Source organism: Micromonospora sp. NPDC092111 (assembly GCF_044755745.1).
In the GTDB taxonomy this organism is placed as follows: domain Bacteria; phylum Actinomycetota; class Actinomycetes; order Mycobacteriales; family Micromonosporaceae; genus Micromonospora.
This window is the reverse complement of record NZ_JBIVRQ010000015.1, coordinates 69396-85501: the sequence shown is the minus strand read 5'-3', so window position 1 is coordinate 85501 and position 16106 is coordinate 69396. Positions and strand designations below refer to the sequence as shown.

Below are 16106 nucleotides of genomic sequence, written 5' to 3'. Positions count from 1 at the left end.
CGCCCGGGCCGGCCCGGGCGGGCCGGGACGCCCGGGCCGGCCCGGGCGGGCCGGGACGCAATCTCGGGGATGTGGCGGTGTCCCCACGTCCGGATACCGCAACATCGGCCCAAGCGAGTCGATCATGAGGGGGATGTCGGGCGGCCCTACCGCAGCGCTCAACAGCGCAGCGCCGCCGGCATCCGCCGATCCGGCCGTACCCCTGGTGGTAATTAACCGACGCGGGGTAACGCATTCATGGGAATTGCCCGCCCAGGACCGGAGCCCTGGCCGGCGGCCAGGGCTCCGGTGCGAGAGACCGGATTACGCGGGAGAGCGGATTTACGCGGGCGAGCGGATTTACGCGGGCGAGCCCGCTTCTGCGAAGTCGTACAGGCTCTTGATGTCGTCGTCGTAGTACGGGCCGTCGAATTGCCCGTTACCGGGATTGTCGCCGTGGCTGACGGTACTGTTGATGTATCCGGCCCCGCTCACGTCGTTGTACTCCTGCAACCAGGGACCACCGCTTGATCCGTAGGTCATGTTGCAGCTCATCCGGATCTCCTGGCCGCCGGCGTCCCAGGTCGTACCCTGGCAGAAGTACTGGCTCTCACCGCCGCCGAGATTGGACGGATAACCGAGGGCGGTGACTGCAACGGTGTAGCCCCAGTTCCAGCGCAATCCGTTGCCGCCGACCGTGTCGACCACCTTCGCACCGTAAATGCCGCCGTTCGACATTACCGCGATGCCCATGTCCTCGGCGTAGCTTGAGGAGTTGGCCCACGCGGCGCGGGTCGAGAGGCTGCCGGCCACAAAGGTGCCGAACGGCCGAACACCATTGCGGTACCGGGGGACGAACTGCCAGTTGGTGTACCACTGACCGCCGCTACCCTGGTGTACGCAGTGGCCCGCGGTCACCACGAGTCGCCGCTTGGCGCTGGCCACGGTGCTGGCCGAGCAGGAGGCGGTTCCGCCGCCGGGGACCGTGAAATAGACCTTTCCGACGGTCTGCGCTTCGTTCAACAACGTCCTGGCGCCACCGCCGGAGATGCTCGGCGCCACCGGCGCGACCGCACCGGCAGGTCCAGTGGGAATCGGCGCGCGGCTCGGTGTTCCGGCGGCATGCGCCGACTTCGGGAAGTCCAGGTCGACGGCGGATGCCATTCGCTCCGGAGTCCAGAAATCGGTGACCTCCTTGGCGATCTTTTCGTTGGTGATCGCGCGGCCGTCCAGAGTACGGGCAACCGTGGTGATGTTTCCTTTCTGGTCGATTGTGGTCGACTTCGCCTCGGCGGCCGGCGCACCGGTCAGGGCCAACACGAGCGCCGAACCGGCACTCACAGACCAACGCAGAACGGATTTCAAGAGGACCTCCTTGCCCCTTGCGACTATAACTCCGGCAGCATATTGACGTACTGCTATTGATCACAATACCCACGGAGTCGATGTCAAAAATCCGCCTCACCGACCTTGCCGCCATACCCACACGCTGGTTTTTGCGCACCTTGGGATATGCCTGCGAGTTGATTCCGGTCGCGGCGCAGCAGGCGCGCATGGCGAAAGCACGCAGATTGCGGCTCTTTCATCGTGATGGCGCTGTCACGGTGGGTCTGGGAAGCTGACGCCGACATAGGACGAAATCTCCGGTAGGACCGCAGTCGCTTCGGCGGTGACGACAAGGCCCACTGTCGGGTCGGCACAGGTACGGCTGGGATGATCGTGCCCATGTGGTTGGAGTCGCGGTGACGGCTACATCGGATCGTGGGGTGGTACCGGCACGCGGTTCGTTGGCGGTCTATCCCGGTACGTTCGATCCGTTCACCCCGGGGCACCGCGACCTGGTGGCTCGGGCCCGGGTGATGTTCGACCGGATCATCGTGTTGCTGGCGGTGAACGCCGACAAGCGACCCACCGCCGAGACCACGGCCAGGGCCGTACGCGTGCGCGACGCCATGCCGGCGGCCTGGGGCAATGTCGAGGTGGACACCTGGACCGGCCTGACCGCTGCCTACTGCCTGCGCCGCGGCGCCACGGTCATCGTCCGCGGCCTACGTACGGCTGCGGACCTCCGCTACGAGCACCAGCTCGCTGCGATGAACGAGCAACTCGGCGTGCAGACCGTCTGGCTGCCGGCCCGTCCGCAGCTCGCGGCCACCTCGTCCACGGTCGCACGCGCGTACCGCTCGGCACAGTCGGCCCGCCCGTCGCACAACGCTGAGGAGTGACGCCGAGGGGTACGGTTCCGGTCGCCCGAATGGTGGACCACCGGTTGGGTCGAGGACCTCGCCGTACGGCGGCATCCGCCGGCTGCACTCGATGGCCCCGGTCCGGGGGCGGTGCGGGACCGCCCCCGGACCCGGTCACCGGCAGGTCCAGCGCACCGGCCGGACCTGGTCGTCGGACTCGAGTTTCCCGCCGAGCACCCGGCCGTCGTCGCTGAAACTGGTCACCCCGCCCTGCCGCTCGCCGCGCCAGCCGTCCGGCATGGGCAGTTTCACCGACCTCGTGTCGGCGATCACGCCGGGGACGTCATCGGAGACCCAACCGGCCATCCAGCCCTGACCGTTGCCGGTCCCGGACCAGAGGACGCCCTTCAGTACGTCCGCCTGCCCGGTCCGCAGGTTGATCCGCACCGGGTACCTGGGTATGCCGTTCCGGGGAACCACCTTGGTGTCGCGTTCGGCGGTGCCGGTCACCCAGCCACCGCCCAACGACAGGGGCAGGAACCGGTCTGCCTTCCCGCCGGGCACCTGCGGCAACGGCAGCACCTCCGGCCGGGCGGCGCCCGGACGCCACACAACCGCGCGGGTGGGCTTGTCCGGGTGCCCGTCGGACATTGCGGCCAGGATGGTGCCGTCTTCGTCGATGCCGACGGCCACGCCCTCCCACTGCGGGCCGGGCAGTGGCAGGTCGACCGGCTGGCTCTGGTACGAGTCCCAGACCACCGGCAGTTGCTTGGCTCCCGGCTCCCCGGCGTGCCCCGGGCTGCGGTAGCCGACGATCCGGCCGGCGTCGTTGACGGCCGTCGCCCCCTCGGACGTCCCCCCGGGCAGGCGGACGACCTCGCCGTCGCGCACCGCCCACGCCCGCAACTCGTTGCCGGCCTCCAACGACGAGCCCACAGCCAGGCCCGTCCGGTTCACATCCGTCAACTTCTGCATCGAGCCCGGCAACTGGACCTCCCGGACCTGGTTGCCCTCCCAGATCAGCAGACCGAAATCCATCAGACCCTGCCCCTGCGGAGCCCGCCGGCCGACCAGCCACCGGCCGTCCGGGTCACCGCCGGTGACCGCGGCCCGTGGATCGCCCGGCACGGGCAGCAGTTCGGCCCTGCACATCCCCCGCCACGGACCGGTCGGCTGCGGTTCCGGCAACGGCATCGACGGACTGGGGCTCGCGGCCGGCGCAGGCGCCGCCCGCCCGTCCCCGCCCAGCGCCGCCGGCAGCGCGGCCACCGCCAGCACACCCATCGCGACGGCCCCGGCCGCCGCCACCCGGCGGTTGCGCCGCCGCCGACGGGCCTCCCTTATCGCCCCCGGCAGGTCGATCCGGGGCGGGCCGGTCGGCTCGTCGTCCAGCCACCGCAGCCGGTCGGCGACGTGTTCGTCATCGGTCCTCATGCTCACCGCTCCTCTCCGGTCCGACCGGCCAGCTCGCGGTCTCCGAGCAGCCGGCGCATCGCCGCCAGGCCGTGCGAGGTCTGGCTCTTCACCGTGCCGGGCGAGCAGCCCAGCGTCCGGGCCACCTCCTCCACCGGCAGGTCGTGCAGGAAACGCAGCACCAGCACCGCGCGCTGGCGGGGCGGCACCTTGGCCAGGGCGTCGCGCAGCACGGTTCGCTCCTCGACGCCCCTGTCCTCGGTGGACCGCACGTCGGGCGGCCCGCCGAACAGGTGGATCCGCCACCAGCCGCGCCGCCGCGTGTCCAGGAAGTGCCGGACCAGCACCGTACGGACGTACGCGTCGAGATGCTCGACCTCGGCGATCCGCGCCCAGCGCAGATAGAGCCGCGTGGCGGTCTCCTGCACCATGTCGTCGGCCAGGTCGCGGTCGCCGCAGAGTCCGTACGCGAGCCGCCGCAGCGCCGGCAGGCGCGCCGTGACGTACTCGACGTATTCCTGGTCCGATGCATCCGGCATCCGGCCACCTCCCTGGGGTTCACCGTTCCAGACGGCACCGCGCCAGATTCGGTTGTACGCGATCATGGAACAGGCCCGAGGATGGCCGGACGGAGATCCCTGAGAGCCTGCGGTGGACCGACCGGATCCGGCGGGCCGGGCCTGGCGCACGGTGCTGCCGGACCGGCCGACGGAGTGCGTCGCACAGTGGACCTGCGGATGGTGGACGCCCTTTCGGGTACCCGTCCGCCTCGCTGACCGTGCCGGTCGTAGAGCAGGTCAGCGCGACGTAGCCGCAATCGTCGAGCAGCCACGATGCCCGCCCTTGCCGAAGTTTCAGGCCGGGAAGCCCGTTCGGCGCACTACTCGGTGATACGGTATAGCGGTACTCGGTGCTACGGGGTACCGGGCGCACAAGGGAGCCGCGATGGACGATCTGACGGAGATGCTGAAGGGCACGCTTGAGGGCTGCGTGCTCGAAATCATCGGCGGCGAGGAAACCTACGGGTACGCCATCACGCGTCGGCTGAACGAACTCGGCTTCGTCGACGTCATCGAGGGGACGGTGTACACCATCCTGCTGCGACTGGAGAGGAACGGCCTCGTCCAGGTGACGAAACGACCGTCCGAGGTGGGCCCGCCGCGCAAGTTCTATGCGCTCAACGACGCCGGGCGCGAGGAACTGGCGACGTTCTGGGCGAAATGGCAGTACGTGTCGTCACGTATCAACAAGCTCAGGGAGGGCGGGAGATGAGCTTCTGGGAGACCATCACAGGCAGCGACCTCACCAGGGAATGGACGGCGTTCGAAGCCCGGGCAGCGGCATTGCCGGCCGACTACCAGGCGGCGTGGGAACAGCTCAAGGGCCACCTCTTTCCGTACGGGGGCTTTACGGGTCGCAACCTGATGCCGATCCTCGACGCCGCCCTGGGGCTGCTCGAAGAAGCATCGGCGGACGGGCAGAGCATCCACGAGGTGTTCGGCGACGACATCCCCGGCTTTTGTACGGCCTTGGCCGGTGGAGCAGGCGCCCGTACCTATCGGGACCGGTGGCGCGAGCAGTTGAACCGGAATGTCGCAAGAAAATTGGGCCGGCTAGGAGGCTGACATGGGCATCCACGACATCATCGAGGGCAAAAAGCAGTGGCGGGCGCATGTGGCTCGGGTCAAGGCGCTTCCGCCGGACTACCAGATCGTCTACCAGGAGATGCAGAGGTACCTGATCAAGGTCGGGCCGATCGACCTGTCCGACGGGCGCCTGCTCCCCGGGATCGTCGACTTCTTCGAGGAGGGCACCGCAGCCGGCAAGGGGGTTCTGGAACTCGTCGGCAGCGACGTCGCCGCCTTCTGCGACGACCTGGTCAAGGACTCACGCACCTACGCGGACGTCTATCAGGAGTCCATCTGCGGGAAACCCGGCACGGACGAGAAGTAAGACTCGTCGTCCGACCACGATCGCGGCCAAACAACATCGACTCAGTGGATCACGAGATCGACTCGAAGCTACGTCCACGGATCGTGGCCCAAGATCGTCGCCTTCCCGTTGACGGCCGTCCCGGCCATCGGACGCCAGCGCAGGAAATTAGGTCCCATCGGTCATTCCCGATGGACCATCGGGCATCCGTGACCTTGGCACAACCCTTCAATTAGGAAAGTCGGTAAAGATCCATGTCACCGTCTAGAGAACTGGAGCATGCGTGTCTTCGATGAACAGAAGGAAGCTGATCGCGCTCGGCGCCGGCGCGGTCGCCGCAGTGGCGACCGGCACCGCGGCACAGGCCGCACCGTCCACCGACGGTGCGCTGGCCGCCGCCCCTACCGCCGCCGACCTCGCAGCCACCCTTCCGGGGGGTTTCACGAGCAGGTACGCGGAGGTCAACGGAGTCCGGCTGCACTACGTCGCCGGTGGGCGCGGCGAGCCCCTGATCCTGCTGCACGGCTGGCCGCAGACCTGGTGGGAGTACCACAAGGTGATGCCCGCGCTGGCCACCCGATACCGCGTGATCGCCGTGGACCTGCGCGGTGCCGGCGGCTCCAGCAAGCCGGCGTCCGGGTACGACAAGAAGACCATGGCGGCGGACATCGCGGCGCTGGCCGGGGCGCTGGGCTACACCAAGGTGAACGTCGTGGGTCACGACATGGGGGCGATGGTCGCCTACAGCATTGCGGCGAACCATCCCGCGATCGTCAACAAGATCGCCATGCTGGACGTGCATCACCCGAACAGCAGCTACTACGAGTTCCGGATGCTGCCGGCGCCGGGTGCCCCGTTCCACCCCTGGTGGTTCGCCTTCAATCAGGTGTCCCAACTGCCGGAGCAGCTCATCACGGGCCGGTCCCGCTTCCTCGTCGACTGGATGTTCGACAACCTCCTGGTCAACAAGGAAGCCATCAGCAGTTTCGACCGGGCCGTCTACGCCCAGGCCTACTCGACTCCGGACGCCATCCGGGGTGGCAACGGCTGGTACAAGGCGCTGGGCCAGGACATCATCGACAGCGAGACGTACGCGCCGGTGACCGTCCCGGTCCTAGGTATCGCCCACGACATCTTCTACCCGAGCTTTGCCGCGACGCTCACCCAGCAGGCCACCAACGTGCAGCTGGTACAGATCGCCAACACCGGGCATTACTTCGTGGATGAGCAGCCCCAGGTACTCATCCAGCACCTGAGGTCGTTCTTCGGCTGAGCGGGCCGAGCTGAGCTGAGGCTCCCGGCGGGCGGGTGGGCGACGGCCGATCGAGCCGTCGCCCACCCGGCCCGCATTCCACCGATGCTGTTCGGGCACGGCTGGGCGAGCGGATGGGCAGCACGAAGTCGGCGTGACGGCTGCCGTACCGCCGGTACACCATGCCCGCCTCGTTGGCCCTGGCCACCCATCCCCCAAGACACCCGGACAGGCTAGACAGCAGGCAAACGGATCGGATCATGCGTCCCGGCTGTTTACTGCGGACTCCCCCTGGGTAGGCGCGCCTGGTGAGCCGGCCAGACACGGACCTCGGCACCCGGTCGGACACCAGCCGTGCCGTGGCGTTCAGCGATGCCATCTTCGCCATCATCATCACGCTGCTGGTCCTGGATCTCCGGGTGCCGAACGTCCCGCCCGGTCGCCTCCTGTCCGGACTGCTCGGCCAGTGGCCGGCGTACCTCGCGTATCTCGCGTCCTACTCGTACGTGGCCGTGGTCTGGCTCAACCACAAGGCGGCGTTCAACCGCATCCGGCAGATCGATCGCGGCCTGCACTGGATGAACCTGTTCGTGCTGTTCACCACGGCGCTGCTGCCGTTTCCGACCATCGTCGTGTCGCACGCGCTGCAAGAGCACGACAACGCGGACCAGCGGGTGGCCATCGCCTTCTACGCGCTGATCGGCGCGTGGCTGTGCGCGACCTGGCTGGCGTTCTACCACTACCTGGCCCGGCGCCCCGACCTGCTGAAGGAACAGGTCAACGACGGGTTCTTCCACGTCGAACGGTTCCGGGCCCTCGCCGGGGTCGTGCTGTACGTCCTGGCGGGGGTGGTCGGCTACCTGGTGGCGCCGCTGGTCGGCGTCGCCATCTTCCTCCTCCTGCCCGTCTTCTACGCCGTCACCAGCGCCGGCCTGTACCAGTTGCGGGTGACCCGCCGGATCACCCACCGCCATCCGCCACCACCCGGCTGAGGGCGGGCGAACCTCCGTTTCACCCGGCAGGCGCGGGTACCCGCCGGAAGCCGGTGCGAGAGGGGCTGGTAGCGGTCGGGGACCGACCGGTGCTCAAGACTGTCGCCCGGCAAGGCCACCCTGCCCGACGCGAGCGCTATCGGTCGCCGAGCGGATGGCGCCGACCGACCGGAGCCGTCCGCTGAAACAGTCGGGGGACGCTACAACATCTCCAGCGGTTGCGGGCCGGCCGGCGGTGGGAACGCCCTGTCGAGTGCCGCCACGTCCTCCGCTGTCAGATGCAGGTCGCGCGCTTCCGCGTTTTCCCGGGTGTGTTCGGGCTTGGACGATCGGGGGATCGCCGCAACCGTCTCCTGCCGAAGCAGCCAGGCCAGCGCCACCTGAGCGGGCGTGGACCCGTGCCGGGCGGCGATCTCCGCGACCTGGGGGTGGCCGAGCAGTCGGCCCTGTTCGATGGGCGAGTACGCCATCACCGGGATTCGGTGCTCGCGTAACCACGGCAGCAGGTCGTACTCGGGACCGCGGCGGGTGAGGTTGTACAGGATCTGATTGGTCGCACAGGCGCTTCCGCCCGCCTCAAGGAGGTCCGTCATGTCCGAGAGGTCGAAGTTGCTCACGCCCCACTGCCCGATGTCACCGGCGTCCACGAGTTCGGCGAACGCCTCGATCGTCTCCGCGAGTGGATGCGCGCCGCGCCAGTGCAGCAGGTAGAGGTCGATGTGGTCGACGCCGAGTCGTTGCAGGCTGCGGCGGCAGGCATGCACGGTTCCCTGTCGGCTGGCGTTGGACGGCAGCACCTTGTCGACCAGAAAGACGTCGGCGCGTCGGCCGACGATCGCCTCGCCGACGAGTTCCTCGGAAGCGCCGTCACCGTACATCTCCGCGGTGTCGATCATGGTCAGGCCCAGGTCGAGCCCGGTGCGTAGGGCGGCTATCTCGTCCCCCCGCCTCGCGGGGCGCTCGCCCAGGTACCACGTTCCCTGGCCGAGGACGGGCATCGTCTGGCCGGACGGCAACTCGACAGCGGCGGCAGCGAGGGTCATGTCGACCTTTCCGGAAGCCTGGGTACCAGTGGGGTTTGCCTTGTTACCCGCTGCGACAGCCAGCACACGCCCTCGTGGCGGCACCCTCCGCTGAGCAGACCTCGCTGCGCAACGGGCAGGTGGTCGGATTGTCCGCCCTCGAACGGCGTTCGCTGGCCTGTTTGCCGGTGCCCGCACCGGGAAGGCGGCCGCGAGCGAGCGATGCGCCGCTGACGGGGTGGCGCCGGCAAAGGGAGGCCACAGCCAATGGCGCAAAGCCAGCAGCCACTGACCGGCAAGCGAGTCGCTTGCCTCGCCGCCGACGGGGTGGAGGACGTGGAGTACACCCAGTCCCGAGCCGCCGCGGAGCAGGCGGGAGCCAAGGTCCACCTGATCTCGTTGAAATCCGGCGAGATCCAGTCGATGAACCAGGACATCAACCCGGCCAACCACTATCGGGTGGACCGGACCGTGAACGACGCCAACGCGGCCGACTACGACGCCCTGTTGCTGCCGGGAGGGACGGTCAACCCCGATCGGCTCCGGATGAACCCGCAGGCGATGGACTTCGTCCGGGCGTTCTTCCAACAACAGAAGCCGGTGGCGGCGATCTGCCACGGCCCCTGGTCGCTGGTCGAGACCGGCATGGTCAACGGCCGGACCCTCACCTCATTCCCCAGCCTGCGGACCGACATCCGCAACGCGGGCGGGAACTGGGTCGACCAACAGGTGCAGGTCGACAACGGCCTCGTCACCAGCCGCAGCCCCAGCGACCTTCCGGCCTTCTGCGCGAAAATGGTCGAGGAATTCGCCCAGGGCGAAGACGTCCGCCAGATGGCGACAGCCTGACCGGCCTCGCACCGGTGAAAGCCCTGGCGAGACGCCTTCCTGCCGGCCACGCCCAGGTGATCGGGCGGTGCGGGCACTATCCGTAGCTGGAACCACCAACCGCGTTCCGGCAGGCGATCGACTCATTCCTCCACGACCGGGAAACCACGTGCAGGTCTGCAATGCCGCCACGGAACGTCGCCCGAGAGTGAGCCAGAGCCGTTCACGAGACAGCCCCTGTGTGGCGTGCGTGATCGCCGCCCAGTAATTCTCCCGGGCGGCGGGTCAGCGGTTGAGGTAGGTGGCCAAGCCGCCGAGTTCTTCGCTGGCGATGAACACCGACCGCACGTTGAGGATGGCTTCCTCGACGTGAGCGGGGCAGCCCCACGCGGAGTCGCCCCACGAGTCAGCGATCTTGATCTCGGCGGGTGCGGCGCAACCGGGGGTGCCGCCAAGCTGGCAGCGCTCGGGGTGCGGCATGGCGGCCTGCGCGGCTGCGGCGGCGCGCATCCGGACGGCGAGGTCCGCGGCGGCCGCGGCGCGCTGCTCGGCCTCGGCGCGTAGCTCTCGCTCCGCGCGTAGAGCCTTGGCCAGGTCGTCATGGGCTGACTTGGCGCGTGCTTCGGCGGCCACCTTTGCCTGTTCGATGTGGTGGCGTTCGATGGCGAGGGCCGTGGTGCCGGCGAAGATCCGGGTGAGGGCGAGGTCGGTGTCCTGCGGGACGCGTGGGGTGCGGTGGTACATGGCGAAGGTGCCCAGCAGCCCGCCGTCGCGGGCCAGGATCGGCGTGGACCAGCAGGCGGCCAGTCCGGCCTGACCGGCCAGGTGCCGGAAGTCGTCCCAGAGCGGGTCGGTGGTGATGTCGGTGACGATGACCGGTTGCCGCCGGTGGGCGGCGGTGCCGCAGGAGCCGACGCCTTCACCGGTGGCGATCCCGTCGATGGCCTGGTTGTAGAAGTCGGGCAGGCTGGGCGCGGCACCGTGACGCAGGTGCCGGCCATCGGGGTCGGCGAGCAGAACGGAGACAAGAACCTCCTGCGGTGCGAGATTCTCGATACAGCGGGCCATCCCGTCGAGTACCTCGGTCAGGGGCGCCTGACGGGCGATCTGCTCCAGCAGCGCACGGTGTTCGGTCATCAACCGTTGGGCATGCTTGACCTGGGTGGTCTCCACGCCGATCACCCGGATCCCGGTCACGTTGCCGCCGGCGTCTCGGCGCGGCTCGTAGGTGAAGTCGAAGAACGCCTCCCGCGCGTGCGGGCCGGTGCCCACCACGACCCGGACGTCACGGCCAATGTAGGGCTCACCCGTGCGGTAGACTTGGTCCAGCAGCGCGATAAAGCCTTGACCGGCCAGTTCGGGCATCAGGTCCACCAGCGCGACCCCCGTACGAGCCCGTTCTTCGCCGATGGTGGCGAAGAACGCCGGGTTCGCCGTCTCCACCACATGGGCCGGCCCCGCAAGCGACGCGAAAACGGCGGTGGACTGCCCGAACAATGCCCGCAGATCCTCCTCCGCTGCCTGCCCGGCAACCGTCGGGTCCGCAGCAACCGGCCGCTGGCCAGATACCGCCGTCATCTGTGGTCCGCCTCTCATCTGCGGCTGGTGGAAGGACCTATGGCTCACCGGGACGGTAGCAGTGGCCACAGTACGCTGAAAGGAGTCACCTGCGGGCGGTCTGCTCGTCGGCGACAAGGTCACGAAGAGACCCGACTCCTCATGGCCGCCGACCCCGACACGATGTCCGGCAAGGCCAAGAAGGCTCGCCAGTACGGCATTCCGATCGTTCACCCCACCGCCTACAAGCAGTTTCTCGCCAGCCTCTCGGCAACAGCTTCGGTGCCTTGACAGACAAGGCGGCTGGTGGTGTCGATCATCGGCTCTTCGCGGTGCCGGTGGATTGCCGGGTGACCAGCGTGGCGGGTAGGAGCTTGACCGCCTCGCCCAGGTCGCGTTGGTCGAGCGACGCGTGCAGCAGTTCCCAGGCCTGCCGGCCGATCTCGTCACGCGGGGTGGTGGCGGTGGTCAGGGCGGGAAAGACGTGTTGGGCGATGGCGATGTCGTCGAAGCCGGAGACGGAGATGTCGCCCGGCACGTCGAGGCCGAGTTCGCGGAGCTTGGAGATGGCGCCGATGGCGGCGAGGTCGTTGAAGCAGACCAGGGCCGTGGGCTCGTGGCTCAGTGCGGCTTCGGTGGCGGCGTAGCTGGTCTCGATCGTGCCGTCGGCCTCGACGCGGGTGGCTTCGATGCCGAGGATGCGTTCGCTGGTCCGGACCCCGCGCCAGCGCTCGCGGTCCTGCCAGGCCCGTTCGGAGCCGGAGAGGTAGACGACGCGTCGGTGACCAAGCTCGGCCAGGTGCGCGCAGATCTCCAGCATGGCGGTGAAGCTGTCCACGCCGACCATGGGCAGGTCGATGCCGGGCTCCACGCGGTTGACCAGCACCACGGGGGTGGGCTGTCGGGCGATGTCGCGCAGCCCGGCCAGGTCGATCCGGGAGGAGAGCAGGGCGAGCGCGTCGACGTGCCCCATGAGGTCCATCGCGGTCGCGCGTTCGTCGCCGGGGTCGCCGGAGTGTTCGGCGATCAGCAGCCGGAAGCCGCTGTGGGCCGCACCGCTGTGCATGCCCTTGACGATGTCGTGGAAGTAGGCGTTGCCGAGGTCGGGCATGAGGGTGCCGATGTTGCGCAGACCGGCGCCCAGGACCAGGCCGCGGGCGGCTTCGCTGGGCCGGTAGGCCAACTCCTCCGCGATTCGCCGCACCCGTTCGGCGATCTCCGGGTTGACCGTGGGGACGCCGCTCATGACCCGGGAGACGGTCGCGGTGGAGACCCCGGCGGCGGCGGCGACCGTACGGATGGTCGTCCTCCGCGTCGGACCCGGCGTCGCGTCGCTTGCCACGCGTGTTCCCCCTGGCTCGATCGGGCAGGACGGGTACGCTGCCGCCTCGGATCGTACGTTGCTCGGGCCGTCGGTCGTCGTCGTGTCACGAGCGGCGGCATCCCGCCGCACCCGGGCGGCGGGATGCCAATTCCGCTCAGGTGGTCTGGCGTTGCACGTCGAGGGCGTCGCGCGGGTCCTCCAAGTCTCGACCGGCCGGGTCCGGCGTGACGAAGGTGGTGGCGACGGTGATGGCGCAGAGGAGGGCGGTGTAACCGGCCAGGAAGACCCAGGAGCCGAGTCCGGCGCCGGGGACGTCGGAGCCTCCGTCGGCGGTGACGACGGCAGCGATGATCGCCGCGCCGATCAGGGGTGCGATGCCGCCGGAGAGTACGGCGGAGACCTCGCGGGCGACCGAGACGCCGAGGTAGCGGTGGCGGGCGCCGAACAGCTCGGTCATGAAGGCGCTCTGTGAGCCGAACATGCCCCAGGTGCCGATGCCGAGCGCCAGTGAGATGACGACGATGGTGAGTACGGTGTCGCCCTGGCTCAGCGCCCACCAGATCGGAAAGGCGGCGACGAGCTGGAACAGGGCGAAGCCGCGGTAGACGCGTACCCGGCCGTACCGGTCGGTCAGGGCGCCGGCGATCGGGACCATGACGGAGCCGAGGCTGGCGGCGAAGACCAGCGAGAGCGCGCCGATGGGCCCCGTGATGCCGACGGCGGCGGTGGTGACGTAGGCGACGGCGAGGGCCTGGTAGATGGAGGATGAGCCGTTCTCGGCCAACCGCAGGCCGATGCCGCGCAGGAGGGTGCCGCGGGAGTTGGTGAGCAACTCCCGCAGGGGGTGGTCGGCGATCTGGTCGTGGGCCTTGAGCTTGCGGAAGGTCGGGGACTCCTTGAGGCGCAGGCGCAGCCAGATGGCGACCCCGATGATGAGGACACTTGCCAGGAACGGTACCCGCCACAGCCAGCTCTCGGTGATCGTCTCCTTGCCGGCGGAGTAGAGCAGGAAGTAGATCAGCGCGGCGGCGACGGTGCCGACCTGTACGCCCATGAACGGCAGAGAAGCGAAGAAGCCTCGGCGACGTCGGGGTGCGTACTCGGTCATGAGGATGGAAGCGCCGGCCATCTCGGCGCCGGCACCGAGGCCCTGCACGACGCGCAGGGCGATGAGCAGGATCGGTGCGAGGATGCCTGCTCCGCCGTACCAGTCGCCGGGGTTGTCGTGGTAGGTGGGCAGCAGTCCGATGAGCAGGCTGGCGGCGCCCATCACGGCGATGGTGGTGGTGAGGACGAACTTGCGGCCCAGCCGGTCGCCGAGGCGGCCGAAGATGATGCCGCCGACCGGGCGGACGGCGAAGCCGACGAAGTACGTGCCGAAGCTGAGGATCAGTCCGGTGGTGGGGTCGGCGCTGGGGAAGAAGAGCGGGCCGAAGATCAGTGCTGAGGCGAGGCTGTAGAGGGCGAAGTCGTAGTACTCGAGGGCGCTGCCCACCGAGCTGGCCCAGGCGGCGCGGCGGAGATCGGTGGTGGTGACCGGGTCGGGGGGCGGTGTGGCGTCGGTCAGGATGGGCTGGCTCATGTCATCGGTCCTTCGGTGTCAGTTCTGGTAACGAGGTGGTGGGGAGCGAGGTGCCGAGCAGGCGGGCCGCGGCGGAGCCGGCCGCACGCAGCCACCGGAGTGGTCGGGTGACTGCGGAGTGGCTGGAGCCGGCGAGCCGGGTGAGGTCGACGGCGAGGTCAGGTGGGGTGAGGTCGAGGCGTCCGGCGACCACGACGCTGCGGATGCGGTGCCGGTCGGCGCGGCACAGCAGGGCGCCGACGAGCTTGCCGGTCGCGGAGGTGTGGTCGTAGCGGCCCTCGCCGGTGACCACGACATCGCAGGCAGGCAGGGCATCGGAGAGTCCGGTGAGGTCGGCGATGCGGACGGCGCCGTCGGTGATGCGGCCTCCCCAGGCGGCGAGACCGAAGCCGGTTCCGCCGGCAGCTCCGGCGCCGGGCCGGTCGGGATCGGCGGCGAGCTCGGTGCCGAGTACGGCGGCGAAGTGGTCGAGGGCGGCGTCAAGCTGGGTGATCTGGCGGGGCGTGGCTCCCTTCTGTGGTCCGAAGAGCTGCGCGGCGCCGGTTGTACCGGTGAGTACGGCCCAGGTGTCGGTGAGCAGTTCGACCCCACCGGGTGGTGGGGAGATGAGCTCGGCGAGGTCGATGCCGCGCAGGCGGGCCAGGGCGGCACCGCCGGCGGGCAGCGGCTGGTCGTGTTCGTCGAGCAGGCGGGCGCCGAGGCCGGTCAGCGCGCCGGCGCCGCCGTCGGTGCTGGCGGATCCGCCGAGGGTGATGCAGAGCGCCGAGGCGCCGGCCTCGATGGCGGCGCGGACGACATCGCCGAGGCCGCGCGTTCCCGATCCCGTCGGGTCGGGTTCGGGCAACAGCGGCAGGCCGCAGGTCTGGGCCAGCTCCACGACGGCGGTCCCGTCGGGCAGTTGCAGCCAGCGGCCGGGCACCGGCGTGCCGTTCGGGCCCGGCACCGGTCCGGCGTCGTTCCAGGTCGCGCCGGGTACCGCCGTGGCGATCGCGTCGGCGGTGCCTTCCCCGCCGTCGGCCTGGGGCAGGACGACCAGGTCGTCGCCCGGTCGCTCGTCGTGCCAGCCGGCGCGGAGCGCGGCCGCCACCTCGGCGGCCGTCGCCGTGCCCTTGAACGAGTCCGGGGCGATGAGAACCCGCAGCGCTCTGCTGGTCATGTGATCGAGTAGCCGCCGTCGACCGGCAGCACGGCACCGGTCACGTATCGGGCGGCATCGGAGACGAGGAAGGCGACAACATCGGCGACGTCGCCGCTCTCGGCGAGCCGGCCCAACGGGATGCGGCTCAGGACGCGGTCGCGGAACTCGGGCTGGTCGAGCACGGCGGCGGTCATCGGGGTGGTGACGTAGCCGGGTGCGACCGCGTTGGCGCGGATGCCGAGGGGGCCGAGCTCGACCGCGAGACCCCTGGTGAGCTGCACGAGGCCGGCCTTGGTCGCACCGTAGGGCACGATGCCGGCCACCGCCCGGTCTGCCGACAGCGACACGATGTTGACGATCGAGCCGCCGGCTGCGGCCAGCGCCTTCGTGGCGGCCTGTACGAGCCGGTAGGCGCCGGTCAGGTTGACCGACAGCAGCCGGTCCCAGTCCTCGGCGGCGATGTCCACCGCCGGGGTGCGGACCTGGATCCCCGCCGCGTTGACCAGCATGTCGATTGATCCGGTGCGGGCAAGCACGCGGTCGACGATGCGGGCCGGGGCGCCGGCCTCGGTCAGGTCCGCGATGACCGGCACACCGCCGACCTCCTCGGCCACGGCTTCGGCCCGGCCGTCGGTGTCGACGACGGCCACGCTCGCGCCCTGCCCCGCCAGCGCACGAACGATCGCCGAGCCGATGCCACCCGAGCCGCCGGTGACGACGGCCGTACGACCGGACAGGGGCGCGGGTACCACGAGATCCGTCTCGTCACGGGGGAGGCGATTCGGAGTCATCATTCCCACCTTGTCTTGGCCCGGCGAGCAATCGTTTACCCATGCTCAGCCGAGCCGTGTTACGGGCTGTTTACTTGTGTTTCGGGACCGTATACCGTCTCGGAAGTCAG

The 16106-nt window shown here is 69.4% G+C and carries 18 protein-coding genes; 9 read left to right on the top strand and 9 right to left on the bottom strand.

Annotation, left to right across the window (positions count from 1 at the left end):
* Positions 1-339: 339 nt before the first annotated feature.
* Complete coding sequence (locus ACIQG9_RS24640; protein ID WP_400406609.1) at positions 340-1344, bottom strand: trypsin-like serine peptidase; 1005 nt, start codon at positions 1342-1344, stop codon at positions 340-342.
* A gap of 80 nt (positions 1345-1424) precedes the next feature.
* On the opposite strand from ACIQG9_RS24640, the gene ACIQG9_RS24635 reads away from it, so the two are divergent.
* Together ACIQG9_RS24635 and coaD are read left to right on the top strand one after the other, a co-directional pair.
* A complete protein-coding gene (locus ACIQG9_RS24635) occupies positions 1425-1601 on the top strand; it encodes a hypothetical protein (protein WP_400406607.1) in 177 nt (58 codons plus the stop codon).
* Positions 1602-1745: 144 nt separating this feature from the next.
* The gene (gene coaD, locus ACIQG9_RS24630; RefSeq protein WP_400406605.1) at positions 1746-2204 is read left to right on the top strand and encodes a pantetheine-phosphate adenylyltransferase; all 459 of its coding nucleotides are present in this window, start codon (positions 1746-1748) and stop codon (positions 2202-2204) included.
* A 135-nt stretch (positions 2205-2339) separates the two neighbouring features.
* Here the strand turns inward: coaD and ACIQG9_RS24625 are convergent, their stop codons facing one another.
* Together ACIQG9_RS24625 and ACIQG9_RS24620 are read right to left on the bottom strand one after the other, a co-directional pair.
* Positions 2340-3599 (bottom strand): hypothetical protein, encoded by a 1260-nt coding sequence (locus ACIQG9_RS24625; protein ID WP_400406603.1) that lies wholly within the window; start codon positions 3597-3599, stop codon positions 2340-2342.
* A gap of 2 nt (positions 3600-3601) precedes the next feature.
* Positions 3602-4117 (bottom strand): SigE family RNA polymerase sigma factor, encoded by a 516-nt coding sequence (locus ACIQG9_RS24620; RefSeq protein WP_400406601.1) that lies wholly within the window; start codon positions 4115-4117, stop codon positions 3602-3604.
* 406 nt (positions 4118-4523) lie between these two features.
* Here ACIQG9_RS24620 and ACIQG9_RS24615 point away from each other — a divergent pair, with 406 nt between their 5' ends.
* The 5 genes from ACIQG9_RS24615 (at position 4524) to ACIQG9_RS24595 (ending at position 7754) form a co-directional block, all read left to right on the top strand.
* Positions 4524-4850 (top strand): PadR family transcriptional regulator, encoded by a 327-nt coding sequence (locus ACIQG9_RS24615; RefSeq protein WP_400406599.1) that lies wholly within the window; start codon positions 4524-4526, stop codon positions 4848-4850.
* Entirely contained in the window at positions 4847-5203 is a 357-nt protein-coding gene (locus tag ACIQG9_RS24610; protein WP_400406597.1) for a DUF1048 domain-containing protein, read from the top strand. The genes ACIQG9_RS24615 and ACIQG9_RS24610 overlap by 4 nt, the downstream gene beginning before the upstream one ends.
* Before the next feature lies 1 nt (position 5204).
* Positions 5205-5531, top strand: coding sequence for a DUF1048 domain-containing protein (locus ACIQG9_RS24605; protein WP_400406595.1), 327 nt, complete (start codon positions 5205-5207; stop codon positions 5529-5531).
* Positions 5532-5802: 271 nt separating this feature from the next.
* On the top strand, positions 5803-6783 hold the full coding sequence (locus ACIQG9_RS24600; protein WP_400406593.1) for an alpha/beta fold hydrolase: 981 nt from the start codon (positions 5803-5805) through the stop codon (positions 6781-6783).
* 287 nt (positions 6784-7070) lie between these two features.
* Positions 7071-7754 carry a TMEM175 family protein gene (locus ACIQG9_RS24595; RefSeq protein WP_400406591.1) on the top strand — a complete coding sequence of 228 codons (684 nt, stop codon included), beginning with the start codon at positions 7071-7073 and terminating at the stop codon, positions 7752-7754.
* 200 nt (positions 7755-7954) lie between these two features.
* Here ACIQG9_RS24595 and ACIQG9_RS24590 read toward each other — a convergent pair whose 3' ends face one another.
* Positions 7955-8797 carry an aldo/keto reductase gene (locus ACIQG9_RS24590; RefSeq protein ID WP_400406589.1) on the bottom strand — a complete coding sequence of 281 codons (843 nt, stop codon included), beginning with the start codon at positions 8795-8797 and terminating at the stop codon, positions 7955-7957.
* A gap of 246 nt (positions 8798-9043) precedes the next feature.
* Between ACIQG9_RS24590 and ACIQG9_RS24585 the strand changes: the two genes are divergently transcribed.
* Positions 9044-9625: a type 1 glutamine amidotransferase domain-containing protein gene (locus ACIQG9_RS24585; RefSeq protein WP_400406587.1), complete on the top strand. Its 582-nt coding sequence runs from the start codon at positions 9044-9046 to the stop codon at positions 9623-9625.
* 264 nt (positions 9626-9889) lie between these two features.
* Here ACIQG9_RS24585 and ACIQG9_RS24580 read toward each other — a convergent pair whose 3' ends face one another.
* Positions 9890-11230, bottom strand: coding sequence for a GAF domain-containing protein (locus ACIQG9_RS24580; protein ID WP_400406585.1), 1341 nt, complete (start codon positions 11228-11230; stop codon positions 9890-9892).
* Between the two features lie 93 nt (positions 11231-11323).
* Here ACIQG9_RS24580 and ACIQG9_RS24575 point away from each other — a divergent pair, with 93 nt between their 5' ends.
* Complete coding sequence (locus ACIQG9_RS24575) at positions 11324-11452, top strand: hypothetical protein (protein ID WP_400406583.1); 129 nt, start codon at positions 11324-11326, stop codon at positions 11450-11452.
* Positions 11453-11477: 25 nt separating this feature from the next.
* On the opposite strand, the gene ACIQG9_RS24570 is transcribed toward ACIQG9_RS24575, so the two are convergent.
* The 4 genes from ACIQG9_RS24570 to ACIQG9_RS24555 all read right to left on the bottom strand — a co-directional run bounded on the left by ACIQG9_RS24570 (position 11478) and on the right by ACIQG9_RS24555 (position 15996).
* Positions 11478-12503 (bottom strand): LacI family DNA-binding transcriptional regulator, encoded by a 1026-nt coding sequence (locus tag ACIQG9_RS24570; RefSeq protein ID WP_400406581.1) that lies wholly within the window; start codon positions 12501-12503, stop codon positions 11478-11480.
* A 136-nt stretch (positions 12504-12639) separates the two neighbouring features.
* The gene (locus ACIQG9_RS24565) at positions 12640-14067 is read right to left on the bottom strand and encodes an MFS transporter (protein ID WP_400406579.1); all 1428 of its coding nucleotides are present in this window, start codon (positions 14065-14067) and stop codon (positions 12640-12642) included.
* Between the two features lies 1 nt (position 14068).
* Positions 14069-15223 (bottom strand): glycerate kinase, encoded by a 1155-nt coding sequence (locus ACIQG9_RS24560; protein WP_400406577.1) that lies wholly within the window; start codon positions 15221-15223, stop codon positions 14069-14071.
* On the bottom strand, positions 15220-15996 hold the full coding sequence (locus tag ACIQG9_RS24555) for an SDR family NAD(P)-dependent oxidoreductase (protein WP_400406575.1): 777 nt from the start codon (positions 15994-15996) through the stop codon (positions 15220-15222). The genes ACIQG9_RS24560 and ACIQG9_RS24555 overlap by 4 nt, the downstream gene beginning before the upstream one ends.
* Between the last annotated feature and the right edge of the window lie 110 nt (positions 15997-16106).